At 67.4% G+C, this 24730-nt stretch carries 25 protein-coding genes and 1 tRNA gene; 12 read left to right on the top strand and 14 right to left on the bottom strand.

The annotated features are described in order from the left end of the window. Window positions 1-302, top strand: a 302-nt coding sequence (locus QLH51_RS18580; RefSeq protein WP_283514660.1) for a hypothetical protein, incomplete at its 5' end; no start/stop codon positions are given. A gap of 380 nt (window positions 303-682) precedes the next feature. Next, window positions 683-1138: a hypothetical protein gene (locus QLH51_RS18575; RefSeq protein WP_125662167.1), complete on the top strand. Its 456-nt coding sequence runs from the start codon at window positions 683-685 to the stop codon at window positions 1136-1138. Window positions 1139-1171: 33 nt separating this feature from the next. Here QLH51_RS18575 and QLH51_RS18570 read toward each other — a convergent pair whose 3' ends face one another. Both QLH51_RS18570 and acs read right to left on the bottom strand, forming a co-directional pair. Continuing rightward, window positions 1172-1792, bottom strand: coding sequence for a LuxR C-terminal-related transcriptional regulator (locus tag QLH51_RS18570; protein ID WP_125662170.1), 621 nt, complete (start codon window positions 1790-1792; stop codon window positions 1172-1174). A 193-nt stretch (window positions 1793-1985) separates the two neighbouring features. After that, window positions 1986-3923 carry an acetate--CoA ligase gene (gene acs, locus QLH51_RS18565; protein WP_125662173.1) on the bottom strand — a complete coding sequence of 646 codons (1938 nt, stop codon included), beginning with the start codon at window positions 3921-3923 and terminating at the stop codon, window positions 1986-1988. A gap of 159 nt (window positions 3924-4082) precedes the next feature. Here acs and QLH51_RS18560 point away from each other — a divergent pair, with 159 nt between their 5' ends. Further along, on the top strand, window positions 4083-5744 hold the full coding sequence (locus QLH51_RS18560) for an MFS transporter (protein ID WP_125662176.1): 1662 nt from the start codon (window positions 4083-4085) through the stop codon (window positions 5742-5744). 180 nt (window positions 5745-5924) lie between these two features. Here QLH51_RS18560 and QLH51_RS18555 read toward each other — a convergent pair whose 3' ends face one another. Beyond that, the gene (locus tag QLH51_RS18555; protein ID WP_125662179.1) at window positions 5925-6113 is read right to left on the bottom strand and encodes a YbdD/YjiX family protein; all 189 of its coding nucleotides are present in this window, start codon (window positions 6111-6113) and stop codon (window positions 5925-5927) included. Further along, entirely contained in the window at window positions 6097-8190 is a 2094-nt protein-coding gene (locus QLH51_RS18550; RefSeq protein ID WP_125662182.1) for a carbon starvation CstA family protein, read from the bottom strand. Before QLH51_RS18550 ends, QLH51_RS18555 begins: the two co-directional genes overlap by 17 nt. 223 nt (window positions 8191-8413) lie before the next feature. Between QLH51_RS18550 and QLH51_RS18545 the strand changes: the two genes are divergently transcribed. Then, on the top strand, window positions 8414-8902 hold the full coding sequence (locus QLH51_RS18545; protein ID WP_125662185.1) for a low molecular weight protein-tyrosine-phosphatase: 489 nt from the start codon (window positions 8414-8416) through the stop codon (window positions 8900-8902). A 227-nt stretch (window positions 8903-9129) separates the two neighbouring features. Here QLH51_RS18545 and QLH51_RS18540 read toward each other — a convergent pair whose 3' ends face one another. From QLH51_RS18540 to QLH51_RS18525, 4 genes are read right to left on the bottom strand one after another with little or no spacing between them, the layout of a single operon-like run. Continuing rightward, window positions 9130-9753: a DUF1190 domain-containing protein gene (locus tag QLH51_RS18540; protein WP_125662188.1), complete on the bottom strand. Its 624-nt coding sequence runs from the start codon at window positions 9751-9753 to the stop codon at window positions 9130-9132. Window positions 9754-9767: 14 nt separating this feature from the next. After that, window positions 9768-10181, bottom strand: coding sequence for a DUF350 domain-containing protein (locus QLH51_RS18535; RefSeq protein ID WP_125662191.1), 414 nt, complete (start codon window positions 10179-10181; stop codon window positions 9768-9770). 14 nt (window positions 10182-10195) lie between these two features. After that, on the bottom strand, window positions 10196-10834 hold the full coding sequence (locus tag QLH51_RS18530) for a DUF2491 family protein (protein ID WP_206429289.1): 639 nt from the start codon (window positions 10832-10834) through the stop codon (window positions 10196-10198). Continuing rightward, window positions 10831-11835, bottom strand: coding sequence for a potassium channel family protein (locus QLH51_RS18525; RefSeq protein WP_125662194.1), 1005 nt, complete (start codon window positions 11833-11835; stop codon window positions 10831-10833). The genes QLH51_RS18530 and QLH51_RS18525 overlap by 4 nt, the downstream gene beginning before the upstream one ends. Before the next feature lie 100 nt (window positions 11836-11935). On the opposite strand from QLH51_RS18525, the gene QLH51_RS18520 reads away from it, so the two are divergent. From QLH51_RS18520 to QLH51_RS18510, 3 genes are read left to right on the top strand one after another with little or no spacing between them, the layout of a single operon-like run. Further along, on the top strand, window positions 11936-12367 hold the full coding sequence (locus QLH51_RS18520; protein ID WP_125662197.1) for a YjfI family protein: 432 nt from the start codon (window positions 11936-11938) through the stop codon (window positions 12365-12367). A gap of 14 nt (window positions 12368-12381) precedes the next feature. Beyond that, window positions 12382-13125, top strand: coding sequence for a PspA/IM30 family protein (locus QLH51_RS18515; RefSeq protein ID WP_125662200.1), 744 nt, complete (start codon window positions 12382-12384; stop codon window positions 13123-13125). Next, a complete protein-coding gene (locus QLH51_RS18510; RefSeq protein WP_125662203.1) occupies window positions 13125-14288 on the top strand; it encodes a glutathionylspermidine synthase family protein in 1164 nt (387 codons plus the stop codon). The genes QLH51_RS18515 and QLH51_RS18510 overlap by 1 nt, the downstream gene beginning before the upstream one ends. A 256-nt stretch (window positions 14289-14544) precedes the next feature. Here QLH51_RS18510 and QLH51_RS18505 read toward each other — a convergent pair whose 3' ends face one another. After that, the gene (locus QLH51_RS18505) at window positions 14545-14943 is read right to left on the bottom strand and encodes an MAPEG family protein (protein WP_125662206.1); all 399 of its coding nucleotides are present in this window, start codon (window positions 14941-14943) and stop codon (window positions 14545-14547) included. A 185-nt stretch (window positions 14944-15128) separates the two neighbouring features. Then, a complete protein-coding gene (locus tag QLH51_RS18500; protein ID WP_125662209.1) occupies window positions 15129-16337 on the bottom strand; it encodes an LL-diaminopimelate aminotransferase in 1209 nt (402 codons plus the stop codon). Window positions 16338-16413: 76 nt separating this feature from the next. On the opposite strand from QLH51_RS18500, the gene QLH51_RS18495 reads away from it, so the two are divergent. From QLH51_RS18495 to QLH51_RS18475, 5 genes are all read left to right on the top strand, one after another. Beyond that, a complete protein-coding gene (locus QLH51_RS18495) occupies window positions 16414-18159 on the top strand; it encodes a PHA/PHB synthase family protein (protein ID WP_125662213.1) in 1746 nt (581 codons plus the stop codon). Window positions 18160-18273: 114 nt separating this feature from the next. Further along, on the top strand, window positions 18274-19101 hold the full coding sequence (gene phaP / locus QLH51_RS18490) for a phasin family protein (RefSeq protein WP_164516247.1): 828 nt from the start codon (window positions 18274-18276) through the stop codon (window positions 19099-19101). Between the two features lie 218 nt (window positions 19102-19319). Further along, a complete protein-coding gene (gene clpS, locus QLH51_RS18485; protein WP_206429291.1) occupies window positions 19320-19646 on the top strand; it encodes an ATP-dependent Clp protease adapter ClpS in 327 nt (108 codons plus the stop codon). A gap of 451 nt (window positions 19647-20097) precedes the next feature. Next, window positions 20098-21381, top strand: a complete 1284-nt coding sequence (gene murA / locus QLH51_RS18480) for a UDP-N-acetylglucosamine 1-carboxyvinyltransferase (protein ID WP_125662219.1) — start codon at window positions 20098-20100, stop codon at window positions 21379-21381. Between the two features lie 91 nt (window positions 21382-21472). After that, window positions 21473-22612 (top strand): aldose epimerase family protein, encoded by a 1140-nt coding sequence (locus QLH51_RS18475; RefSeq protein WP_125662221.1) that lies wholly within the window; start codon window positions 21473-21475, stop codon window positions 22610-22612. 60 nt (window positions 22613-22672) lie between these two features. Here QLH51_RS18475 and QLH51_RS18470 read toward each other — a convergent pair whose 3' ends face one another. From QLH51_RS18470 to QLH51_RS18455, 4 genes are all read right to left on the bottom strand, one after another. Then, window positions 22673-23593 (bottom strand): cation diffusion facilitator family transporter, encoded by a 921-nt coding sequence (locus QLH51_RS18470; RefSeq protein ID WP_125662224.1) that lies wholly within the window; start codon window positions 23591-23593, stop codon window positions 22673-22675. 154 nt (window positions 23594-23747) lie between these two features. Continuing rightward, window positions 23748-23823 (bottom strand) — tRNA-Phe (locus QLH51_RS18465). Between the two features lie 29 nt (window positions 23824-23852). Continuing rightward, window positions 23853-24053, bottom strand: coding sequence for a DNA gyrase inhibitor YacG (locus QLH51_RS18460; protein WP_125662227.1), 201 nt, complete (start codon window positions 24051-24053; stop codon window positions 23853-23855). Then, window positions 24031-24730, bottom strand: a 700-nt coding sequence (locus QLH51_RS18455) for a hypothetical protein (RefSeq protein WP_206429290.1), incomplete at its 5' end; no start/stop codon positions are given. The genes QLH51_RS18460 and QLH51_RS18455, both read right to left, overlap by 23 nt.

Below are 24730 nucleotides of genomic sequence, written 5' to 3'. Positions count from 1 at the left end.
TGGCGGCGCTGGCGGTCAGCCGGGGGCACCGGGTGCGGGTGGCGGCGACGGTCGAGGCGGCGCTGGCCGGGGTGGAGGAAGCGGTGGCGTTCGTCGATCACGATCTGGGTGGCAGCGTCGACGGGCTGGCGCTGATCGCGCTTCTGCGGGCACGGCGGCCGGGATTGCGCGCGGCGCTGGTGACGGCGGATGCCAGCCGGACGCTGGCCGAGGCGGCGCAGGCGGCGGGGGTGGCGGTGCTGCTGAAGCCTCTGTCGGGGGAGGCGTTCGACGGGTGGCTGGCCGCGCCGGGCAAGGCGTAGCGGCGCTACGCCGGGCCGAACAAGGCGCGGTCGGCCGGCGGCGCGAACAGCGCCGTCCGACGACGCGGGCTTTGCCTGCGTCAGGCCCCGAAACCCGCGGAAAACCGTCAAAGGTCACGAAAGTCACACTCGCCACGTTTGGGTCGCACAGCGGAGCGGGGGCAATCGGCATGAAAATCGGCGGAGGAGAAAGATCGAGCCCGACGATGGCACGGGGTGGGTTTGTAGGAAAGACCGGCCGACGGCCGCGACCGATCAGGTTCGTGTCCCCCAGCGCAACGAAAGACCTGTCCGTCAAAACCGCAGCGCGACGCTTCGTTTACCGATTGGCGAACGGTGATCGGGCACATGGCCGATCACGACAGTACAAGGGACATCGCATGCATGAGGAACTGAAACGCTCGCCTTACTGCGAGGAGCAGGATCACACCAAATTCGTCGACTATAAGCGACTGGAGCCGAAGGATATCTACGCGCTCTATGACGGACGCGCACGGGATTATCGTACCATATTGATTGCGATCCTGGCGGGAGAATTGGCCCTGCTGTCGCAATTGGCCATCAGCCTGTACGAACATCGCCATGCCGCAGTTGTTGTGTATCTGGCGGTGATGGTCTTTCTGTGGTGGATCGCGCGTTACCGGATAGCCCCGGAAGTCAACGTATTGATCGAACAGTCCCAAAAGTTCCGCAGGACGTATATCGCCAATCGTAATGCCGTACCGCAGATCGATACGCTTCTCATCGGCAATGCAGCGCCGCGAGTCCTGAACGCGATCAATCTCAGAAAGGTGCTGCGAGAGGATAACACACCGCCGCATGAATGGCCCAGATAAGACGTAGAGAACGGTTATGTGGCCGGGTTCAACCTACCCCGTCACCTCCAGCCCCAGCGCGCGCGCCGCCACCGCCGCCTGGGTCCGGTTGCCGACATCGAGCTTGCGCAGGACGGCGGTCATGTGGACCTTGACCGTCGCTTCGGCGATGCCGAGGTCGTGGGCGATCTGCTTGTTCAGGCGGCCGGCCAGCACGCCGAGCAGGACGCGCAGCTGCGTCGGGGTGAGCGCGGCGACGCGGGCGGCGATGTCGTCGGGCGGGTCGGTGTCCGGGGTCATGCGCCCGCCGGACAGCGCGGCGGCGATGGCGGCCTCGATCGCTTCGAGCGGGGCGTCCTTGCCGACGAAGCCGACCGCGCCGAAGCGGGCGACCTGCGCGAAGGCGGCGGCGCGGTCTGCGCCGGAGACGACGAGGATGGGGACGGCGGGCGCCTCGGCATGGAGCAGCGCGACGCCGTTATAGCCGACCGCGCCGGGCATGTTCAGGTCGAGCAGGATGAGCGCGAGGTCGCCCGCGTCGCGCACCGCCCGTACCGCGCGGTCGAGCGAGCCGGCCTCGACGATGCGCGCGTCCGGCAGGACCTGCGTCACCGCCAGCGCCAGCGCCTGCCGGAACAGCGGGTGGTCGTCGGCGACGAGGATGGTGGGCGTCATCAAGATTGTCCGTTCGTCCTGAGTGCCGCTGAGCCTGTCGAAGCGGCGTATCGAAGGACCGGCCCCGCAGGTGCTTCGATGATGATCGAGTGAACCATGTCCCACATGGTTCAGGATCGTCCGGGGGACGATCCGACCCGATCATCCTCGACAAGCTCAGCCCCTACTCAGCATGAACGGATTGGGAGGTTGGTCATCCGGCCGGCCGGATGCGTTCGGACACCAGCGTGTCGACCACCGACGGGTCGGCCAGCGTCGAGGTGTCGCCGAGGTTCGCCGTGTCGTTTTCGGCGATCTTGCGCAGGATGCGGCGCATGATCTTGCCCGAGCGGGTTTTCGGCAGGCCGGGCGCGAACTGCAGCGCATCGGGGGTGGCGACGGGGCCGATTTCCTTGCGGACCCATGTGCGCAGTTCGGCGCGCAGTTCGTCGGTCGGTTCGTCACCGGCGTTCAGGGTGACATAGGCGTAGATGCCCTGCCCCTTGATGTCGTGCGGCATGCCGACGACGGCGGCCTCGGCGACCTTGGGGTGCGATACCAGCGCGCTTTCGACCTCGGCGGTGCCCATGCGGTGGCCGCTGACGTTGATGACGTCGTCGACCCGGCCGGTGATCCAGTAATAGCCGTCCTCGTCGCGGCGCACGCCGTCGCCGGTGAAATACCGGCCGGGATAGGTAGTGAAATAGGTCTGGAAGAAGCGGTCGTGATCGCCCCACACCGTCCGCATCTGTCCGGGCCAGCTGTCGGCGATGCACAGGTTGCCTTGCGCCGCGCCGTCCAGCACCTTGCCCTCGGCATCGACGATCACCGGCTGCACGCCGGGCAGGGGCTTCGTCGCGCTGCCGGGTTTCAGGTCGGTGGCATAGGGCAGCGGCGAAATGAGGATGCCGCCGGTCTCGGTCTGCCACCACGTATCGACGATCGGGCAGCGACGGTCGCCGACGACGCGGTGATACCAGTCCCATGCCTCCGGGTTGATCGGTTCGCCGACCGATCCCAGCAGGCGCAGCGACTGGCGGCTCGACTGCGTGACCCACTTGTCGCCCTCGCGCATCAACGCGCGGATCGCGGTGGGGGCGGTGTAGAAGATGTTGACGCCGAGGCGATCGATCGTTTCCCAGAACCGGCCATGGTCGGGATAGTTGGGCACGCCGTCGAACATGACGGTGGTCGCGCCGTTCGACAGCGGACCATAGACGACATAGCTGTGCCCGGTGACCCAGCCGATGTCGGCGGTACACCAGAACACTTCGCCGTCGCGGTAATCGAACACGTCGCGGAAGGTGGTGTGCGCCCACACCAGATAGCCGCCGGTGGTGTGCAGCACGCCCTTGGGCTTGCCGGTCGAGCCGCTGGTATAGAGGATGAACAGCGGGTCTTCGGCATCCATCGGTTCGGGCGGGCAGTCGGGCGATGCTTGCGGAAGCAGGTCGTGCAGCCAGAAGTCGCGGCCCTCGACCATCGGCACGTCGCTGCCGCTGCGGCGGATGACGATCACGGTGTCGACGCCGGGGGCGTGCTCCAGCGCCTTGTCGACATTGGCTTTCAGCGGAATGCGCTTGCCGCCGCGACAGCCTTCGTCGGCGGTGATGACCAGACGGCTGTCGCAATCGACCAAGCGGTTGGCGAGGCTGTCGGGTGAGAATCCGCCGAACACGATCGAATGGATCGCGCCGATGCGGGTGCAGGCGAGCATCGCCGCCGCCGCTTCGGGCACCATCGGCAGGTACAGGGTGACGCGGTCGCCCTTTCGCACGCCCTTGTCCTTCAGGACGTTGGCGAAGCAGCAGACCTGTTGGTGGAGTTCGCGGTACGTGACCTTGCGCGTCTCGCCCGGTTCGTCGCCTTCCCAGAGGATTGCGATGCTGTCGCCGCGTTCGGCGAGATGGCGGTCGAGGCAGTTGGCCGACACGTTGGTCTGGCCGTCGGCGAACCAGCGGATGCGGAAATCGGCTTCGTCGAACGAGGTGTCCTTGACCGTTTCATAGGGCCGCGACCAGTCGATGCAGCGTCCGGCCTCGCGCCAGTAGCTTTCCGGATCGGCAACCGATGCGGCGTAGCGCGCGTCGTATCCGGCGCGGTCGATGCGGGCGGCGGCGTCGTGCGGCGCGGCATGGATCGTCTGGGTCATATTTCTCTCCTGTGCCCCTGATGTGCAGGCGCGCGCGCGGGCGTCAAGGCGCGGCAGCCTACAACGAAGGTCGTACTGGCCGTCATGACCGCGATGCGTGACACTGGCGCGGCAGGAGGTGCGGGCAAAAGACCGCGCCCGGACAGGAGAGGATGCCGCATGGCGGGAGCAACGACGGCCGGGGCAACGCCTAAAGGTCAGAACGAGAAGCTGGTGATCGCCGCGTCGTCGCTGGGCACCGTGTTCGAATGGTACGACTTCTACCTGTACGGGCTGCTGGCGAGCTATATCTCGAAGCAGTTCTTTTCGGGCGTGAACGAGACGACCGGGTTCATCCTCGCGCTGGGCGCGTTCGCCGCCGGGTTCGCGGTGCGGCCGTTCGGCGCGCTGGTGTTCGGGCGGATCGGCGACCTTGTCGGGCGCAAGAACACGTTCCTCGTGACGATGGGGCTGATGGGCCTGTCGACCTTCGCGGTGGGCCTGCTCCCCTCCTATGCCACCATCGGCGTGGCGGCGCCGATCATCCTCGTCGGCTTGCGGATCGTGCAGGGGCTGGCGCTGGGCGGCGAATATGGCGGCGCGGCGACCTATGTCGCCGAACACGCGCCCGACGGGAAGCGCGGGCTGTACACCAGCTTCATCCAGACGACGGCGACGATGGGACTGTTCGCCGCGCTGCTGGTGGTGATCGGGTTCCGTACCGCGATGGGCGAGGAATCGTTCGGCGGGTTCGGGTGGCGCTTGCCGTTCCTCGTATCGATCCTGCTGCTGGGCGTATCGATGTGGATCCGGCTGCAATTGTCGGAAAGCCCGGTGTTCCTGAAGATGAAGGAGGAGGGCAAGACGTCGAAGGCGCCGCTGACCGAGGCGTTCCTGCGCTGGCCGAACCTGAAGCTCGTGCTGATCGCGCTGTTCGGGGCGGCGATGGGGCAGGCGGTGGTGTGGTATACGGGTCAGTTCTACGTCCTGTTCTTCCTCGAAAAAATGATGAAGGTCGATGGCGCGACGGTGAACGTGCTGCTGGCGATTTCGCTGGCGCTGGGCACGCCGTTCTTCGTGTTCTTCGGCTGGCTGTCGGACAAGATCGGGCGGAAATGGATCATCATGGGCGGCTGCGCGCTGGCGGCGCTGACCTATTTTCCGCTGTTCGGCGCGCTGACCAACGCGGCCAATCCGGCGCTGGCGGCGGCGCAGGTGGCGTCGCCGGTGCGGGTCACCGCGCATGACGACGATTGTTCGGTGCAGTTCGATCCGATCGGGCGCAACAGGTTCGATGCGAAGAGCTGCGACATCGCCAAGTCGTATCTGGCGAAGAACGGCATCAGCTACACCAATGTCGAGGCACCGGCGGGGACGATCGCCAGCGTGGGCGTCGGCGACCGGGTGCTGGTCGCACCGAACCCGGCGGAGGTGACCGGACCGGCGCGGGCGGCGGCGATCACGGCGTATCAGGGCGAGGTCGCAGCCGCACTCACGGCGGCGGGCTATCCGGCAAAGGCCGATCCGGCGACGATCGACAAGCCGCTGGTGATCCTGATCCTGTGGTTCATGGTGATCCTGGTGACCATGGTCTACGGTCCGATCGCCGCGCTGCTGGTCGAGCTGTTCCCCAGCCGCATCCGCTATACGTCGATGTCGCTGCCCTATCATATCGGCAATGGCTGGTTCGGCGGGTTCCTGCCGACGACGGCGTTCGCGATGGTCGCGGCGACCGGGGATATCTATTACGGGCTGTGGTATCCGGTGGTGCTGGCGGTGGTGACGCTGGTGCTGGGCGTGCTATTCCTGCCGGAGACGTTCCGGCGGAATATCCGGGATTAGGGGCGAGACGGGATATAACGACCAACCGTTCGTCCTGAGTAGCCGCTGAGCGAAGTCGAAGCGGCGTATCGAAGGAACGCCAAGGGTGCTTCGATACGGGCCTTCGACAAGCTCAGTCCCTACTCAGCACGAACGGTTGGACTTATACCTGCGCTGGAATACCGGTTCCGGTTCAGGCCCTCAACAACACCTTGGCGAGGCACCGGGGCCGGTGCCGTAGCGGCGGGCGATGCGGTCGCGGTGGAATTCCTTCAGCGTCATCACCGGTTCGTGCGGGTGGTGCGCGGCGCGGTGCGCGACGTAGCGATCGTAATCGGGGACGCCGACCATCAGCCGTGCGCCCTCGGCCAGCCTATGCAGGAAGCGCATCGCCGACCTCCTGCCCGATTTCCTGCGTGGTCGGGGTCGGCACCGCCTTCGCCTTGCGGATCGCGCCGATGCCGTAGGCGAGGATCGACAGCACGACGACGATGAACAGCACGCACAGCGCGGCGTCGATCCGGTCGTTCAGGATGATCCGCTGCATCTCCGCCGCCGACTTGGCAGGCGCGAGGATCTCGCCGCGGGCGAGTGCGTCGGAGAAGACGCGGGCGTGGGCAAGGAAGCCGATCTTCGGATTGGCGTCGAACAGCTTCTGCCAGCCCGCCGTCAGCGTGCAGATCAGCAGCCACGTGGTCGGGACCATCGTCACCCACGCATAGCGGTCGCGCTTCATCTTGAAGAGCAGCACCGTCGACAGGATCAGCGCGATGGCGGCCAGCATCTGGTTCGAGATGCCGAACAGCGGCCACAGCGTGTTGATCCCGCCCAGCGGATCGGTGACGCCGCTGTAGAGGAACCAGCCCCATGCGGCGACGGCGAGTGCGGTGCCGATCAGGTTGGGGCCGAGCTGCTGCGTCTCCTTCATCGCCGGAATGAAGCTGCCGAGCAGGTCCTGGATCATGAAGCGCGCGACGCGGGTGCCGGCATCGACCGTGGTCAGGATGAACAGCGCCTCGAACAGGATCGCGAAATGATACCAGAAGGCCATCATCGCCTGTCCGCCGATCACCCGGGACAGGATGTGCGCCATGCCGACCGCCAGCGTCGGCGCGCCGCCCGCGCGCGACAGGATCGAGGATTCACCGACGTCGCGCGCCAGCTGGGTCAGCATGTCGGGGGTGACGACGAAGCCCCATTGCGCGATCGCCTGTGCCGCGCTCTCAGCCGTCGTGCCGATCAGCGCGGGCGGGGCGTTCATAGCGAAATAGACGGCGGGGTCGAGCACGCAGGCGGCGATCAGCGCCATGATCGCGACGAAGCTCTCGGTCAGCATCGCGCCATAGCCGATGAAGCGCAGGTCGCCCTCGCTCGCCACCATTTTCGGCGTGGTGCCGCTGGCGATCAGCGCGTGGAAGCCGGAGACGGCACCGCAGGCGATGGTGATGAACAGGAACGGGAACAGCTTGCCCGAAAAGGCCGGGCCGGTGCCGTCGACGAACTGCGTGACCGCCGGCATCTGCAGATCGGGGCGGACGATCAGGATGCCGAGGGCTAGGCCGGCGATCACCCCGATCTTGAGGAAGGTCGACAGGTAATCGCGCGGCGCGAGCAGCAGCCAGACGGGGGCGACCGACGCGACGAAGCCGTACGCCATCAGGATCAGCGCCAGCGCCGGGCCGGAATAGGTGAACATCGGCGCGAAGGTCGCCGAATGCGCTACCGGCTCGCCGCCGACGATCGCCGCCATCAGCAGGACGAAGCCGATCACCGACATTTCGGCGATCTTGCCGGGCCGCAGGAAGCGGCCGTACAGCCCCATCAGCACCGCGATCGGGATGGTCGCGAAGACGGTGAAGGTGCCCCACGGGCTGCCGGTCAGCGCCTTGACCACCACCAGCGCCAGCACCGCGAGCAGGATGATCATGATCATCAGCACGCCGACCAGCGCGATGGTGCCGGGGATCAGCCCCATTTCGCTGCGGATCATGTCGCCGAGCGAGCGCGCGTCGCGGCGGGTGGAGAAATAGAGGATCAGGAAATCCTGCACCGCGCCGGCGAACACCACGCCCGCCAGCAGCCACAGCGTGCCGGGAAGGTAACCCATCTGCGCCGCGAGGACGGGGCCGACCAGCGGGCCTGCACCGGCGATGGCGGCGAAATGGTGGCCGAACAGCACGCCCTTGTGCGTCGGGACATAGTCGAGCCCGTCGTCGCGGCGGACGGCCGGGGTGGCACGCGACGGATCGACGCGCAGCACGCGGCTGGCGATGAACAGGCCGTAGAAGCGATAGGCGATGGCGTAGACGCACAGCGCCGCGACTACGATCCACAGGGCGTTGACCGGCTCGCCCCGCATCAGCGCGATCCAGCCGAGCGCCACCGCGCCGACGATCGCCACCGCCGCCCAGGCGATCCAGCCGCCGATGCCGGTCGGTGCGATCGGTGTCCGTGCTGCTGTCGCCATGCGCCTCTCCCCTGTTCGGGATAATATTGGCGGAAGGTTGCGGGGGATGCCATGGGTTTCGTGACTTGGGTCCACCCGCCCGATCCGTTTGCTTCGAGCGAAGGATCGAGCCTGTCGGGATCCGCAGTCGAGAAGGTGTTGCCAACAACGGTCGGGTTCTCGACCGACGCTTCTCGACAGGCTCGAAGCTGCTCGAACCGAACGGAGAAACCTGGAGATGGCAATGACTGAACACCGCTCGTTCCTGCTCGTCTGCCTCGGCAATATCTGTCGCTCACCGCTGGCGGAGGCGGCGCTGCGCGATGCGGCGGCGCGGGCCGGGGTCGATCTGGAGGTCGATTCGGCCGGGACCGGGGCGTGGCATGTCGGCAACACGCCCGATCCGCGGGCGCAGGCGGTGGCACTGGCGCACGGGGTCGACATTTCCCGCTATCGCGCGCGGCAGGTGCAGCCGGAGGATTTCCGGTGCTTCACCGACGTTCTCGCGCTGGATCGCGACAATCTGGCCGAGTTGCGACGGCGGGCGCCGAAGGACGCGACGGCGCGGATCGGGTTGTTGCTGGACGTGGTGCCGGGGCGGGCGGGGCAGGCGGTGGCCGACCCCTATTACGGCGATGCCGCCGGGTTCGACGTGACATGGGCCGATGTGTCGGCAGCGGCGGAGACGATCGTGGCGGGGATGCGCAATATCAAGCCCGCTCGTCCTGAGTAGCCGCTGAGCAATGTCGAAGCGGCGTATCGAAGGACCTCCAAGGGTACTTCGATACGGGTCTTCGACTGCGCTCAGCCCCTACTCAGCACGAACGGTTCCACAGTACATCCACCCATACGTCACCCCGGCGCAGGCCGGGGTCTCCCGCGGTTCCTGTCCCGTGCCATCACCGGGAGACCCCAGCCTGCGCCGGGGTGACGCGTCTGGTTGGGTAGGGGGCAGCGGGCCTAACCCCCGAACGACCGCCCGCCGCCCCAGCCGCCGCTCGACCGCGCGCTTACCCGGCCGCCGAAGCCGCCGCGCGAGACGACCGAGCTGCGCGTCTGGATGCGCTGGGTCGTGACCGGGGTGGTGATCGCCTTGCTGCCGACATTGTAGCGATAGCCGTTATTGGGGCTGAGATACGCGCCCGACGGCGTGTACCAGCCGCCGTTGCGGTCGCGCCGGTCGCGATACAGGCCGCCATAGGTGTAGCGCGACGAGTTGTTGTTGAGGATCTGCCCGATCAGGAAGCCGGTGAGCAGCGGGGTGAAGAAGCTCTGCCCGCCCTCGCTGCGCCGCTGGCATTGCGCGGCGCCGAACTGTTCCTCGCACAATTTCTGGCTGTCGAAGCGCGGCGCGACCTTGCCGTCCTCGTTGAACGCCTTTTGCTGGGCGGCGGTGCAGGTGGCCTGGTCGTACTGGCCGCTGTTGACGCATTCCTGGATCGTCTGGAACGCGGCGACCTCGGTCGGCGGGCCGTAGCGTGCCTGTTCGTTGTTGTCGTCGCAGCCCGACAGCATCGCTACCGCGCCGACGGCGGTGAGACCGGCGGCGACCGAGCGTTTGCGGCGGGGAGGCTGGATGGTCATGCGCGGTCCCCCCTTCAATAGGTCATCGACGCGGCGTTGAGCAGGCCGACGCCGATCGAGGTCGCCGCGCTGTAGAGCGCGGTGGCGAGGTTGCCGCCCTCGATCCGCTGCGCCATGTCGCGCACGACCAGCCGGCGGATGACGAAGGCGGCGACGATCTGGATCACGCCCGCCAGCAGTCCCCATGCGGCGAATTCGACGATGCTGACCGTCACGCTGAGCGCCGAGGCCAGCGGCAGCGCGAAGCCGATGATCGCGCCGCCCAGCGCCACCGCCGCCGCCACGTTGTTGGCCGCGATCAGCGCGCGTTCGTCATAGGGCGTCGAGACCTGATACACCCATTTGAAGACGATCAGGAACAGGCAGGCGAGGCCGAAGGCGATGATGAAATGCACCGCCCCGTCCAGAAAATAGGCAAAGTCGAACATCACCGTCCCCCTTGTCAGGCGCTGAATTCGGCGGGCAGCAACGGCAGCCCGACCATGATCTCGTGCGTCAGGTCGCCACCTTCGGGCTGCATCGCCAGCGCCAGCAGCAGTTCCTGCCCCTCGGGCGGAACCTCGCGGGCATAGAGCATGCAGGCCTGCTTGATATGCCGCACCGGCCGGCCGGTGCGTTCCTCGTACACCGACTCCCACAATTCGACCGGTGGCTGCGTGCGGTCGTCGCCGGGATACCAGAAGCGGTCGAAGCGGGCGAGGCCGGCTTCGTCCCAGGTCGGCCGCGACAGCCGGTCGCGGAACGCGGCGGTATCGGACCGGTCGACCGGGTAGGTCGACGACCATGGCCGGAACAGCGTGAAGTCGTCGGCGTCCGACCCGTCGGCCGACTGGCTCACCGCCTGCAGCATCAGTTCGTCGTCGGTGTAGAAACGGTGGACATGGCTGCCGTCGTCGAGCCGGATCAGCCCCTGTGCGGTGATCTCCAGCGTGTCGCGGTCGAGGGTGAAGGCGGCGCCGCTCAGCCGCCGCCATGCCAGCGCGTCCAGCCGCACCTGTCGCCCGATGGTGATGTCGCGCACCACCGCGACCGCGGGCGTGTCTTCACGGGAGTTGCCGCCGAACAGGCTGCCGAAAATCATGCCGCGATCCTTGTCCGCGCGATATAGAATAACCGGTCGCCGGCCGCGACCTGGCCTTCGAGGTCGAATACCGGCGAATTGTGTCCCGCGCCACAGGTCGCGACCAATATTCCGCCGCGGGCGCGCAGATCGCGCGCGGCGTCGTCGAAGCTGCCGGCGATGCGCGCGGTGGTGGCGTAGAGCGTGCCGCCGTCGTCGGTATGGCTGGCGAGCTGCGCGATCAGCCGGCTGGACCCCGGATCGCTCAGCGCCTTGACCACCAGCTCGACCGTCGGGGTCAGCACGACCTCCACCTGCGGGCAGTGCGCGCTCAGCAGGTGCGCGGTGTCGGAATCGCGCAGGAAGCACACGACGTGGCCGGTTTCGTTCAGCGCGGTCACCGCCAGCGTCGCGGCCAGCGTGTCGGGATCGGACGGGCCATAGACGATCACCCGTTCGGCCGTCGCGACGCCCGCGCGCCTCAGGTCGGCGGACGCGGTGAGCGAGGGCGCGCGGACGAGGCGGTGGGTGGCGGCGTCGCCGGCCAGTTCCTGCGTCGCGACCAGCACCAGTTCGTGCCCCTGCCCGTCGGCGACGATCTCGGCGATCATCCGGGGCGTGCGGTCGGGATCGTAGCCGACCAGGACGATATGACCACGCATCGCGCTATACTCCCCCAATCCCATCCGCCGCCGCCGCCACCGCGCTGCCACCCCGGCAAAGGCGCGGGCGATCGACACGGTGAACAGCGCGATCGCGCCGGGCATCACGAACAGCGCGGTGACGACGCGCCCCATGTCCGATTTCGGCGACAGGTCGCCATAGCCGACCGTCGAGGCGGTCGTCGCATACCAGTAGAGATAGGCGGGCAGCGGCCGCAGGTCGGCCTCGCCGGCCAGCGACAGCAGCTCCCACGAGATCGTCATGTGCAGCACGAGCAGCGCGAACAGCACGCCGCGGTGCAGTTCGCTGGCCGCCAGATACAGCCGTCGCAGAACCGTGCCCAGACTGAATGGCGTCATCCCTTGGCTGCCCCCCGCACCTTGCTTTTTGGTCGCGCCTTATGCTTGGGGTGTCAAGCGCGGCCAACACACCGTGGCCAGATGCGTTTCGGAGGGATGGATGGACGAAGCACCCCGTAGCTGGACGACCACTGGCCTCGCAGAGGCCCTGCGCGGCCCCGATTATGCCGACGAACTGGCGGTCGAGCGGATCGAGCAGGCCGAACCGGTGCTGAAGCTGACGATGCGGCATTTCGGCGACCTCGCCATCTTCGTATCGGTCGCGGGCGAACAGATCATCGTGTCGACGCTGCTGTGGCCGGTCGACGAACAGGCGGACGCGCACGCGTTCAACCGCTTCCTGCTCAAGACGCAGAAGCTGGTGCCGCTGTCCAATTTCGCCATCGCCGAAGTGGGCGGACGCGAATATTATGAACTGGTGGGCGAGCTGTCGGTCGAATCGTCGCTGCGGACCGTGCTGATCGAACTGCGCGTGCTGGCGCAGAACGCGATCGAGGCGGCGTCCGAGCTGCGCACCGAATTCGCCGCGTAACGGAAGGTAGACGGATGTCGATGTGGAAGAACCTCGTGGCGCTGGTACGCGGCACGGCACATGAAACCGGGCAGTCGATCGTCGATGCGAAGGCGCTGACGATCCTCGACCAGCAGATCCGCGATGCCGGGTCGTTGCAGGCCAAGGCGCGCGACGACCTGGCGACGCTGACCGCCAAGCGGCGGATGATGGAAAAGGAGCTGGAGGGGCTCACCTCGCAGCGCGAGAAGTATGAATCGTCGGCACGGGCGGCGATGGCGCGCGGCGACATGGACCTCGCGCGCGAGGTCGCGCAGCGGCTGGCGACGATCGAGCAGGAACAGTCGACCAAGACGCCGCAGATCGCCGACATGCGATCGGCCGAGGACAAGATCCGCGGCATCATCAAGACCGGCGACGGCAAGATCGACGCGCTGCGCCGCGAGGTCGATGTCGTGCGCGCGAACGAGAGCGTGCAGAAGGCGCAGGCATCGGTCGCCAGCAGCTATGGCGGCGCCACGGCGTCGCTGGGGTCGGCGGCGGACAGCCTCGCCCGGCTCAAGGAACGGCAGGCGGTGCGCGAGGAGAAGTTCAAGGCGCAGGCCGAGCTGGAGGACATGCGCACCGGCGCCGACCTCGACGAGAAGCTGAAGGCCGCCGGGCTGCTGCCGGGATCGTCGAGCGCCGACGACATCCTCGCCCGCCTGTCGGCCCCCAAGGACGCCGCGCCGCGCCTGTCCGACGGGACGCGCGACGGCGGGACGATCGGGCGCGACTGATGGAACGCCGCGCGGTCGCCCCCCGTCCCGACTGGCGGGCGACCGCCGAGCGGATGGGCTTCACCTTCCACCATCAGGACGGGCAGAAATACTGGGAGGAGGGGGCGTATTACGCCTTTTCGCTCGACGAGGTGGAGCGGGGGATCGAGGAACCCAGCGCCGAACTGCACGGCCTGTGCCGCGATCTGGTCGACGAGGTGGTCGGCAGCGACGCGCTGATGCACCGGCTCGCCATTCCGCAGGACATGCGCGACGTGGTGGCGGCGTCGTGGAAGGCGCATGCGCCGTCGCTCTATGGACGGTTCGATTTCGCCTTTGACGGCAGCGGCCCGGCCAAGATGCTGGAATACAACGCCGACACCCCGACCAGCATCTTCGAGACCGCGCTGTTCCAGTGGCAGTGGCTGGAGGATCGCATCGCCGACGGCACGCTGGGGCCGCAAGCGGACCAGTATAACCGGCTGCACGATGCGCTGGTCGAACGATTCGGCGCACTGTTCACGGCGGGCAGCACGGTGCATTTCGCGTCGGTCGACGACCATGTCGAGGACCGGCAGACGGTGCGCTATCTGGAGGATGTCGCGCGGCAGGCGGGGCTCGACCCGGCGTTCGTCGCGATCGACCGGATCGGCGTCGATGGCGACGGCGCGTTCGTCGATGGCGACGACGTGCTGATCGCCGCGCTGTTCAAGCTGTACCCGTGGGAGGACATGCTGCGCGAACCGTACGCCAAGGAACTGGCGGCGACGCGTACCCTGTTCCTCGAACCGGCGTGGAAGGCGTTGCTGTCGAACAAGGGCATCCTGCCGCTGTTGTGGCAGCGGCACCGCGGGCATCCCAATCTGCTGCCCGCCGCCTTCGCCGACGACACCGCCGCGTTGGCGGAGATCGGCGACGCCTATGTCCGCAAGCCGATCTTTTCGCGCGAGGGGTGGGACATCGAGCTGGTCGACGGCGGCGCCACCGCGCACGGGCCGGAGGGCGGCTATGGCGAGGAAGGCCATGTCGTGCAGGCGCTCAGTCCGCTGCCGGTGTTCGACGGCAACCATGCGGTGGTCGGATCGTGGATCGTCGGCGACGCGGCGGTCGCGCTGTCGGTGCGCGAGGACGACGGACCGATCACGCGCGATCTGGCGCGGTTCGTCCCGCACGCGATCCTGTGAACCCCCGCGTCATGCCGGTGCGGGCCGGCATGACGCGCGGGCGGTCTGGCAGGATCACATGTCTTGCAGCATCTCGACATGATGCCGGACCACCGGCGCGGTCGCGTTCGGCACCGGTCTTCGCGCGCAGTTCGGCGACCGTCTGCGCCGGTTCCAGCCCGGGCGCGGGTACGCGGCCAGCGCGCGACCCCGCGCGAACGGCGCAGGAAGATCGACGATACCGGTCTGTATCATAAGGATTTTCGTCAGCTGTTCGTCACAGCAGCCGGATCAGCATCAGCAACAGCCCCAGCATCGACGCGATCCACGCCAGGCTGCGGACATAGGGCACGCCGAACAGGTAGAGCGGGTGATAGACGATGCGCGCGGCGAACCACAGCATCGCCCCGGTCGCGCCCAGCCCGCCGGTGCGGTCGCTGACCGCCAGCGCCAGCGCGAGCGCGATGAACGCGGGATAGGTTTCCTTGAAATTGTCGAGCGCGCGTTGCGCCCGGCCGGCGAGCGCGCCTTTCGGATGCCGGTCGCCGTCGCGCGGGCCGGCGTTCCAGCCGACGCCCAGCTCGCGCGTCGCCAGCTGTCCCTGCAACATGACCGCCACGACCAGCAGGACCACCGACCAGCCGAGCAGGATGAGTTCGATCGGCTGGTCGGTCATCGGCGGGCTCCGGTCCAGAGGTGTCGTCTATAGCGCCAAGGACGGGCGGGGGTTCCGGATCGCATCGTCACCCGTCCATATCCGCGCGCAGGCAGGGGCCAGTTGGGGGGCATTGGTAAGATACGGAAAAGTCATTCCAACTGGACCCCGGCCTTCGCCGGGGTACGGTGGTACCCTGCTCGACCCTACCCGACGCTGCGACCCGGCGTGTTGACCCCCATCGACTGGAGATACTTCCTCACGTTGCGCGCGGCCTGGCGGAGGCGTTGTTCGTTCTCGACCATGGCGATCCGCACATAGCCTTCGCCATTCTCGCCATAGCCGACGCCCGGTGCGACCGCGACCTTGGCCTCGGTCAGCAACTGCTTGGCGAATTCCAGCGACCCCAGATGCGCCAGCGCGGGCGGCAGCGGCGCCCAGGCGAACATCGATGCGCGCGGGCTGGGGATGTCCCAGCCGGCGCGGCCGAAGCTTTCGACCAGCACGTCGCGACGCTTGTGATAGAGCTGGCGATTCTTCTCGACGATGTCCTGCGGGCCGTTCAGCGCGGCACACGCCGCCGCCTGGATCGGGGTGAAGGCGCCGTAATCGAGATACGACTTCACCCGCGTCATCGCCGCGATCAGCTTCTTGTTGCCGACGCCGAACCCCATGCGCCAGCCGGCCATCGAATAGGTCTTGCTGAGCGAGGTGAATTCGATCGCCACGTCCTTTGCCCCCTTCACCTGCAGGATCGAGGGGGTGGGGCAGCCGTCATAATATAGCTCGGAATAGGCGAGGTCGGAGATGACCCACAGCCCATGCTCCTTCGCAAACGCCACGACGCGCTCGTAGAAGGCGAGGTCGACGACTTCCGCGGTCGGGTTGGACGGATAGCCCATCACCAGCACGCTGGGCTTCGGCACGGTGAACGCCATCGCGCGGTCGAGGCTCTCAAAATAATGCTCGTCGGGGGTCGTCGGCACCGCACGGATCGTCGCCCCGGCGATGATGAAGCCGAACATGTGGATCGGGTAGCTGGGATTGGGCGCGAGGATGACGTCGCCCGGCGCGGTGATCGCGGTGGCGAGGCTGGCCAGCCCCTCCTTCGACCCCATCGTCACCACGACCTCGCTGTCGGGATCGATGTCGACGCCGAAGCGGCGGCCGTAATAATTCGCCTGCGCCTTGCGAAGGCCGGGAATTCCGCGCGACTGCGAATAGCCGTGCGCCGACGGCTTGCGCGCGACCTCGACCAGCTTTTCGATGACGTGGTCGGGCGGCGGCAGGTCGGGATTGCCCATGCCGAGGTCGATGATGTCCTCGCCCCCCGCACGTGCCGCCGCCCGCATCGCGTTGACTTCGGCGATGACATAGGGGGGCAAGCGCTTCATGCGGTAGAATTCGTCGGACATTACTCGTTCCTTTCGTCATCGCCCTTACGCTAGGAAGCAACTAACGGGTAGGCCCGCAGGCCCTTGGGAGAAGAAAATGACCGACGAGTCGAAAGCGCCGCCGGCATCCGCCGCGCCGCCGGCACCCGCGATGTCGCTGGAGGATCTGCAACACTGGACGCAGATGCTGGGCCGCGCGCAGCAGATGATGCTGGAACAGGGCATCGACCTGCTGGAACGCGCCCCGGCACTGCCCGACCCGACCGGCATGATGAAGGCGCAGGCCGATTTCTGGACCGACACGATGAAGCTGTGGCAACGCTTCCTCGATCCCGCGAACGCCGCGCCCGCCGACGAATCGCCCGAACGCGCGCGCGACAAGCGGTTCAAGGCGAAGCAATGGCATGACGACCCGCTGTTCGCCTTCATCCGCCAGAGCTATTTCCTCGTCGCTGACCATATGCTCAAGGGCGTCGATGCGCTGGACAGTGTCGATCCGAAGCAGAAGGAGCAGCTGCGCTTCGCGACGCGCGGGCTGATCGATGCGCTCAGCCCGACCAATTTCGCCGCCACCAATCCGCTGGTGGTCGAAAAGATCATCGAGACACGCGGCGAGAACCTGCTGAAAGGCTTGCAGAACATGCTGGCCGACATGGCCCGGGGCCAGATGACGCAGAGCGACACCGCCGCGTTCGAACTGGGCCGCAACGTCGCGACGACGCCGGGCAAGGTCATCAAGCGCACGCCGCTGTACGAACTGATCCAGTATGCGCCGACGACCGAGAAGGTGGGCGCCGTCCCGCTGCTGATCTTTCCGCCATGGATCAACCGTTTCTACATCCTCGACCTGACGCCCGAGAAGAGCTTCATCCGCTGGGCGGTGGAGCAGGGGCTGAGCGTGTTCGTCGTGTCGTGGAAGTCGGCCGACGCCACGATGAAGGACGTGACGTGGGACGATTATGTCGTCCGGGGTCAGATCGACGCGATCGACACGGTGCGCGAGGTGCTGGGCGTCGAATCGGTCCACACCATCGGCTATTGCGTGGCGGGTACGACGCTGGCCGCGACGCTGGCGCTGCTGGCGGCGCGGGGCGAGGCGGCGAAGGTCGCCACCGCCACCTTCTTCACCGCGCAGGTCGATTTCACGCAAGCTGGCGAATTGTCGCTGTTCGTCGACGACGACCAGCTCAAGCTGATCCGGCAGGTCGGCAAGGACGGCTATCTCGACGGGCGCTACATGGCGGCGACGTTCAACCTGCTGCGCGGACGCGACCTGATCTGGAACTACGTCACCAACAACTATCTGCTCGGCAACGACTATGCGCCGTTCGACCTGCTCCACTGGAATGCCGACGTCACCAACCTGCCGGCGAACTGGCATCTGGGCTATCTGACCGATCTGTACCGCGACAACCGGCTCGTGCAGCCGGGGTCGATGACCATCGACGGCGTGCCGATCGACCTGTCGACGGTGAAGACGCCCGCCTATGTCCAGGCCGGGCGCGAGGACCATATCGCCCCGCCCGAAAGCGTGTGGAAGGTCACCGACCATTTCACCGGCCCCTTACGTTTCGTGCTGGCCGGGTCGGGGCACATCGCCGGTGTGGTCAACCCGCCCTCGGCCGGCAAATACCAGTATTGGACCAACGATACGCCCGCCGCATCGCTGGCGGCGTTCATCGACGGCGCACAGGAGACGAAGGGGAGCTGGTGGCCGGACTGGCGGCGCTGGATCGGCCAGATGGACGCCGACACGGTGCCGGCAACCGGTGCGCGAGTCCCCGGAAACGGCGATGCACCCGCGCTGTGCGATGCACCCGGCGAGTATGTAAGAACGCGCTAAGTGCATGTAAAAACGTGCGGCATATTTATGCTGCGATGCACAAAATTCGTCTTGAAACCGTCACCGTCTTGCTCTATTTGATGCGGCGCACCAGCAGTAGATGGAGGATGTCCAGTGGCCACGAGAGGTCCGAAGACCGGCGCGCGCAAGCCCGTCGTCGCCCGTTCCACCCGCCCGGTCGTGACCCCGCCGGTCGAGCCTGTTGCGACGCCGGTCGTTCCGGCCGTCGCCGATCCGGCAGAGGCGGATGTCCCGCCGGTGCCGTTCGTCGCCGAGCCGAAGGCGCAGCCGACCGAGCTGCCCTTCAAGGCCGAACTCCCCGCCACCATGCCGGCTCCCGTCGCGGAACCGGTGGCCAAGGCCGCACAGGCCGTTGTCGAAACCGCGGAGAACGCGGTCGAGGAAACCACCGCGGCGGTCGAGACCGTCTCCGCGCAAGTTGAGGAAAAGATCATGGACGTGACGAACGAAGCGACCGCCACCACCCAGAACGCCGCCAGCAAGGCGCAGAATTTCGCGCAGGAGGCCGCCAGCAAGGCGCAGGCCGTGACCGCCGATTTCAACGAAAAGGCGAAGGCCGCGTTCGAAAAGAGCCAGAAGGGTTTCGAAGAGATGAACGAACTGACCAAGGGCAACGTCGAAGCGTTCGTCGAAGCTAGCCGGATCGCTGCCAAGGGCCTCGAGACCCTCGGCCAGGAAATGGCCGACTATGGCCGCAAGTCGTTCGAGCACGCGACCGCGACTGCCAAGACCCTCGCGACCGTCAAGTCGCCGACCGAGTTCATGAAGCTCCAGTCGGACTTCGTGCGCCAGTCGTTCGACTCGTTTGTCGCCGAAGCGTCGAAGACCACCGAACTGTTCATCAAGCTGGCCGGCGATGCCGCACAGCCGATCAGCAACCGCGTCGCGGTTGCCGCCGACAAGGTGAAGACCGTCGCGTAAGCGACCGGTTCACCGACACGGACAAGGGGGCGGTCGCGCGAGCGGCCGCCCCTTTTCGTATGGGCGCAGACGGTGGAGGGGCGATGGGCCGACCGTTGGCCCCGACGGTCACCCGCATCGTATTGCGACAGTCCGCCGGCCGTTAACCCCGACACCCTCTTGCCCTGTCGCCCGGCGATGCCATATTTTGCGACGACATGTCCCAACCCTGCATCCTGATGGCCGGTGACGACCGCGACCACGACGACGACCACGCGACCGGCATCGGCGTCGCCACCCAGACCCGCGTCAAGAAGCCGACGCCCTACCGCGTCCTGATGCTGAACGACGACTACACGCCGATGGAATTCGTCGTGCTGTGCCTGCAGCGCTTCTTCCGCATGAGCATGGAGGAAGCGACGCGGGTGATGCTGCACGTCCACCAGCGCGGCGTCGGCGTCTGCGGCGTCTTCACCTACGAGGTCGCCGAGACCAAGGTCAGCCAGGTGATGGACTTCGCCCGCCAGAACCAGCACCCACTGCAATGCACGCTGGAGAAGGCTTGAACGTGGCGACTGCCCGGCAGTAGGCCGTCCAGCCTGCCGTTGCCTCGAATTTCGTCCGACGCCATACTCCCTCTCGACGCGCTACAAGCAAATCTCGACCTGGCCTAAACCGGATCGATAATCGGTTCGCCGGGCGCAGCGCGACGCTTCAAACCTCTTTGTCATGCGTGCGCAGGCGGGAGTCCATGTGCGCCAGTGCCGCGAACCTGGCTTGAACGTCAGCGACTATGGATTCCCGCCTGCGCGGGAATGACGAACGCCCCTGTTGTTGCCGAACGTCGATCCAGTCCAAAATCCTCCCCCACATAGCGATGAGGGGGACCAGCCGCAGCATACGGAACCGCAGCGTTTGCCCAAACGCCCTTCCACCATCCGGTAGCGCCTGCCCGCATGGCGGTGAGGATCTGCCCACCCCCTTGCGCGCCCTACCGCAACCACTAGAAGCTGCTCCATGGATCGTATCGTCATTCGCGGCGGCAATCGCCTGTCGGGCCGCATCGTCATTTCCGGGGCCAAGAACGCCGCACTCACCCTGCTGCCGTGCGCGTTGCTGACCGAGGAGCCGCTGACGCTGCGCAACCTTCCGCGGCTGGCCGACGTCGACAGCTTCGGCCATCTGCTCAACCAGTTCGGGGTGTCGACCACGGTCGAGGGGTCGCACCCGTCGGAATTCGGGCGCGTGATGACGATGCGCGGGCAGCGGCTGACCTCCACGGTCGCGCCCTATGACATCGTGCGCAAGATGCGCGCGTCGATCCTCGTGCTCGGACCGCTGGTGGCGCGCGCGGGCGAGGCGACGGTGTCGCTGCCCGGTGGCTGCGCGATCGGCAACCGCCCGATCGACCTGCACCTGAAAGCGCTGGAAGCGCTGGGCGCGGAGATCGAGCTGGCGGCGGGCTATGTGAAGGCGACCGCGCCCGGCGGACGCCTACCCGGTGGCCGCTACCGCTTTCCGGTGGTGTCGGTCGGCGCGACCGAGAATGCGGTGATGGCCGCGGTGCTGGCGAAGGGGACCAGCGTCCTCGAAAACGCCGCGCGCGAGCCCGAGATCGTCGACCTGTGCCGCTGCCTCGTCGCGATGGGCGCGGTCATCGACGGCATCGGCAGCGACACGCTGACCATCGAGGGGCGCGACCGGCTGCACGGCGCGACCTATGCGGTGATGCCCGACCGGATCGAGGCGGGCAGCTACGCCTGCGCCGCCGCCATCACCGGCGGCGCGGTGGAACTCGCCAATGTCGTGCCGTCGGACATGCGGGCCACGATCGACGCGCTGGTCGAGGCGGGCGTCGCGGTGCGCGAGGAAGCGACCTCGCTGTTCGTGGAAGCCGGGGGCGACATCCGTCCGGTCAACCTGTCGACCGCGCCCTATCCGGGTTTCGCCACCGACATGCAGGCGCAGTTCATGGCGCTGCTGACCCGGGCGGACGGCGCCAGCGTGCTGACCGAGACGATCTTCGAGAATCGTTACATGCACGTGCCGGAACTGGCGCGGATGGGGGCGGACATCACCGTCACCGGCCGTTCGGCGGTGGTGCGCGGCGTCGCCGGTCTCGTCGGTGCGCCGGTGATGGCGACCGACCTGCGCGCGTCGATGAGTCTCATCATCGCCGGCCTCGCCGCCGAGGGCGAGACATCGGTCAGCCGCGTCTACCACCTCGACCGTGGCTATGAACGGCTGGAGGAAAAGCTGCAGGCGGTCGGCGCCGATATCGAGCGGCTGGGCGACGGCTGACCTTGAACTGCCGGAAATTGTCGGACTATATGGTCGCCAACGGACCGGACGTGGCGCGAACAGCCCTGACGGTCGCCATGGGAGGGTGACGATGCACAAGGCGGTTTGGGCCAGCACGATGGTCGCGGCGATGGCAGTGACCGCGGGGCAAGCGGGCGCGGCGACGGCGAAGCGGGCCAGCTTCGGGACGCTGGCCGACGGCACCGCGATCGAGGCGGTGACGCTGACCGGCAGCAACGGCGTCAGCGCGCGGATCATGACGCTGGGCGCCACGTTGCAGGCATTCGACGTGCCCGACCGCAACGGCAAGGTCGCCGACGTGACGCTGGGCTATGACGATGCCGCCAGCTACATCACCAAGCCCAATTACTGGGGCCAGACGATCGGCCGCTATGCCAACCGCATCGCGGGGGGCAGGTTCACGCTGGACGGCAAGGCCTATCAACTGACGCAGAACGACAAGGCCAATTCGCTCCACGGCGGCACCGTCGGCTTCGACAAGCGGGTGTGGCGGATCGTGTCGGTCAAGGACGGGGCGACGGCCTCGGTCACGCTCGCGCTCACCAGCCCGGCGGGCGATCAGGGCTATCCGGGCAAGCTCGACGTCACCGTAACCTATGCGCTCGACGACAAGGGCGCGCTGACGATCGATTTCGATGCGAAGAGCGATGCGCCGACGATCGTCAACCTGACCAACCACGCGCTGTTCGACATGGGCGGGGAGGGGAGCGCGATCGGCACGATGGCGCACCGGCTGACCATTCCGGCCAGCCGTTACACCCCGGTCAACGACGCGCTGATCCCGACCGGCGAGCAGCGTCCGGTTGCCGGCACGGTGTTCGATTTCACCCGCGGGCGGATCGTCGGACAGGACGTGCGCGACGGCCGCGATGCGCAGATCGTCACCGGTCGCGGCTATGACCATAATTTCGTGCTCGACGGCGGCATCACCCGCGAGCCCAAGCTCGCCGCCCGGCTGGAGGACCCCGCCTCGGGCCGCGTTCTCGAAGTGCTGACGACCGAGCCGGGCGTGCAGTTCTACTCGGGTAATTTCCTCGACGGCACGCTGGTCGGCAAGCGCGGCCATGTGTACCGGATGGGTGACGGCATCGCGCTCGAGCCGCAGAAATTCCCTGATACGCCCAACCAGCCGGCGTTCGGATCGGCACGGGTCGAACCGGGCAAGCCCTACCACCACCGCATGGTGTACCGGGTGTCGGTCGCGCGGTAACGTCCTGGCGGCGGTCCCCGCCTGCGCGGGGACACACCTATGCGCGATCCCCTGCGCGTCTCAATGCGCGTGGGTCAGCGCGCAGGTGTCACCGGTCTCGACCTGCACCGTAGCGTGGCCGATCCCGAAATCATGCTCCAGCCGATGCCCCAGATCGGCGAGGAACGCGTCGCCCGGGTGTCCGGCGGGCATCACCAGATGCGCGGTCAGCGCGGTTTCGGTCGTGCTCATCGGCCAGATATGCAGGTCGTGGACCCACACCACGCCGTCCTGCGCCGCCAGCATCGCTTCCACCGCCTGCGCATCGATGCCGCGCGGCACCGCCTGCAACGCCAGCAGCAGCGATTCGCTGAGCAGTCCCCAGGTGCCGACCACGATGATGGCCACCACGATCAGGCTGACCAGCGGATCGATCCATGTCGCGCCGGTCCACAGGATCACCAGCCCGGCGACGACAACGCCCGCCGACACCGCCGCGTCGGCCGCCATGTGCAGATAGGCGCCGCGGATGTTGACGTCGCCATGCCGCCCGCGCGCGAACAGCAATGCGGTCGCCAGGTTCACCCCGATCCCGGCCAGCGCGACCCACACGACCGGCCAGCCGTCGATCGGCCGCGGATCGCCCAGCCGCTGGATCGTTTCCAGCAGGATCGCCCCCACCGCCATCAACAGCACCAGCGCATTGGCGAGTGCGGCAAGGATCGTCGAGGCGCCGAGCCCGTAGGTGAAGCGCCGCGTCGCGGGTCGCTTGGCGAGTTCGACCCCGCCCCACGCGATCAGCAGCCCCAGCACGTCCGACAGATTATGCCCGGCATCGGCGAGCAGCGCGACCGAATCGAACCAGAAGCCAGCGCCACCCTCGACCACGACGAACGCGATGTTGAGCAGCGTGCCGATCGCGAACGCCCGCCCGAAATCCGCGGGCGCATGTGCATGCCCGTGGCCGTGGTGATGGTCATGTCCGTGGTGATGTCCGCCCATGGCATGCCTTTTGACAGGCGGGCGGCGGGCTGACCAGCGGGTTGACGTCGTGCAGACGGGGTCGAGCGGATCAAAGCCGCGCCGGGCACCTCCCGGAGGAAGAGCGGCGCTGCGCCAACGTAGCGACGGGACAGGTTCGGCAATGTCGCGAAAATGGTGCCCGGAGACGGATTCGAACCGCCGACACTGCGATTTTCAGTCGCATGCTCTACCAACTGAGCTATCCGGGCACGCCCGGGTGTCCGGGAGAGCGGGCCTGTTAGCCGTGGGGATCGTGGCTGTCCAGCCCGGTTTCGACATTTTCGTCTGACGATGCCGCGGGGCCGGGAATGCGATAGCCCTCACCCATCCAGTGCAGCATGTCGCGGTCGCGACAGCCGCGGCTGCAAAAAGGGCGGTGGGCCGGATCGGTCGGGGCCGAACAGAGCGGGCAGCGGTTACGGGAAGCGGGCCTGGACATGACCGGCGGATATGGCGAGGGCGGCTTCGGCCCGCAAGGTGAGCGGCGCGCCGAGCGTGCGTTCGACCGCGGCGATCCAGTCGGGGCGCGCGGTGATCGCCGCCAAGACCACGGGATGCGCCACAAGCGTGCGTTCGCCACTGCCGCCGGTCCGCTCCGCCTGTCGCAGCAGCGCGCGGGCATGGGCCGGAACATGGGCGAACAGTTCGGGCAGCGACAGACGCGTGCGACGGCGCACGATCTGGAGGAAGCCGAAGCCGTTGACCGCGGTGCGCTCGAACGGTTGCGGCAGGATCGCGTCGACCGCTTCGGCGGCGGCGAGGCGGGCGGCCTTGTCGTTCACCGTCGGCAGGTCGATGCCGATCGATCCGGCAAGGTCGAGCCGCGCGATCGCCCGTGCCGCGGCGCGGGCGCCGGCGAGGGCGAGGGCGGCGGGGGGGAGGTCGCCGTCGATGTCGATGAGCGTCATGGCAGGGGTAAGCGCGATCGACAGGGCGCCGCCGGGAAAGGCGACCTGTCCGGTCGCCGCTTCCTCGATCAGCAGCGGCCAGCCGGCCTCGCCCAGCAGGTCGCGCGCGAACGGGCCGACGATCCGCGCACCCGGCAGATCGGCGAGCGAGGGGCCGTTCCCCGGCACCGCTTCGGGCGCGGCGGGGCGGGCGCGGGCGCGCTTGGGC

Origin of the sequence: Sphingomonas sp. 2R-10 (assembly GCF_030062225.1) — a bacterium.
Classification (GTDB): Bacteria; Pseudomonadota; Alphaproteobacteria; order Sphingomonadales; family Sphingomonadaceae; genus Sphingomonas.
This window is presented reverse-complemented; position numbering and strand designations above follow the sequence as displayed.

What these genes read in the sequence shown, in the direction of transcription:
- QLH51_RS18505 (WP_125662206.1), bottom strand. Translation starts at nt 14,943, where the DNA reads ATGACCGACCAGCCGATCGAACTCATCCTGCTCGGCTGGTCGGTGGTC.
- acs (WP_125662173.1), bottom strand. Translation starts at nt 3,923, where the DNA reads ATGACCCAGACGATCCATGCCGCGCCGCACGACGCCGCCGCCCGCATC.
- QLH51_RS18560 (WP_125662176.1), top strand. Translation starts at nt 4,083, where the DNA reads ATGGCGGGAGCAACGACGGCCGGGGCAACGCCTAAAGGTCAGAACGAG.
- QLH51_RS18555 (WP_125662179.1), bottom strand. Translation starts at nt 6,113, where the DNA reads ATGCGCTTCCTGCATAGGCTGGCCGAGGGCGCACGGCTGATGGTCGGC.
- QLH51_RS18495 (WP_125662213.1), top strand. Translation starts at nt 16,414, where the DNA reads ATGACCGACGAGTCGAAAGCGCCGCCGGCATCCGCCGCGCCGCCGGCA.
- QLH51_RS18575 (WP_125662167.1), top strand. Translation starts at nt 683, where the DNA reads ATGCATGAGGAACTGAAACGCTCGCCTTACTGCGAGGAGCAGGATCAC.
- QLH51_RS18525 (WP_125662194.1), bottom strand. Translation starts at nt 11,835, where the DNA reads ATGACGCCATTCAGTCTGGGCACGGTTCTGCGACGGCTGTATCTGGCG.
- QLH51_RS18470 (WP_125662224.1), bottom strand. Translation starts at nt 23,593, where the DNA reads ATGGGCGGACATCACCACGGACATGACCATCACCACGGCCACGGGCAT.
- QLH51_RS18475 (WP_125662221.1), top strand. Translation starts at nt 21,473, where the DNA reads ATGCACAAGGCGGTTTGGGCCAGCACGATGGTCGCGGCGATGGCAGTG.
- QLH51_RS18530 (WP_206429289.1), bottom strand. Translation starts at nt 10,834, where the DNA reads ATGATTTTCGGCAGCCTGTTCGGCGGCAACTCCCGTGAAGACACGCCC.
- QLH51_RS18520 (WP_125662197.1), top strand. Translation starts at nt 11,936, where the DNA reads ATGGACGAAGCACCCCGTAGCTGGACGACCACTGGCCTCGCAGAGGCC.
- QLH51_RS18510 (WP_125662203.1), top strand. Translation starts at nt 13,125, where the DNA reads ATGGAACGCCGCGCGGTCGCCCCCCGTCCCGACTGGCGGGCGACCGCC.
- QLH51_RS18550 (WP_125662182.1), bottom strand. Translation starts at nt 8,190, where the DNA reads ATGGCGACAGCAGCACGGACACCGATCGCACCGACCGGCATCGGCGGC.
- clpS (WP_206429291.1), top strand. Translation starts at nt 19,320, where the DNA reads ATGGCCGGTGACGACCGCGACCACGACGACGACCACGCGACCGGCATC.
- QLH51_RS18500 (WP_125662209.1), bottom strand. Translation starts at nt 16,337, where the DNA reads ATGTCCGACGAATTCTACCGCATGAAGCGCTTGCCCCCCTATGTCATC.
- QLH51_RS18545 (WP_125662185.1), top strand. Translation starts at nt 8,414, where the DNA reads ATGACTGAACACCGCTCGTTCCTGCTCGTCTGCCTCGGCAATATCTGT.
- QLH51_RS18570 (WP_125662170.1), bottom strand. Translation starts at nt 1,792, where the DNA reads ATGACGCCCACCATCCTCGTCGCCGACGACCACCCGCTGTTCCGGCAG.
- murA (WP_125662219.1), top strand. Translation starts at nt 20,098, where the DNA reads ATGGATCGTATCGTCATTCGCGGCGGCAATCGCCTGTCGGGCCGCATC.
- QLH51_RS18460 (WP_125662227.1), bottom strand. Translation starts at nt 24,053, where the DNA reads ATGTCCAGGCCCGCTTCCCGTAACCGCTGCCCGCTCTGTTCGGCCCCG.
- QLH51_RS18515 (WP_125662200.1), top strand. Translation starts at nt 12,382, where the DNA reads ATGTCGATGTGGAAGAACCTCGTGGCGCTGGTACGCGGCACGGCACAT.
- QLH51_RS18540 (WP_125662188.1), bottom strand. Translation starts at nt 9,753, where the DNA reads ATGACCATCCAGCCTCCCCGCCGCAAACGCTCGGTCGCCGCCGGTCTC.
- QLH51_RS18535 (WP_125662191.1), bottom strand. Translation starts at nt 10,181, where the DNA reads ATGTTCGACTTTGCCTATTTTCTGGACGGGGCGGTGCATTTCATCATC.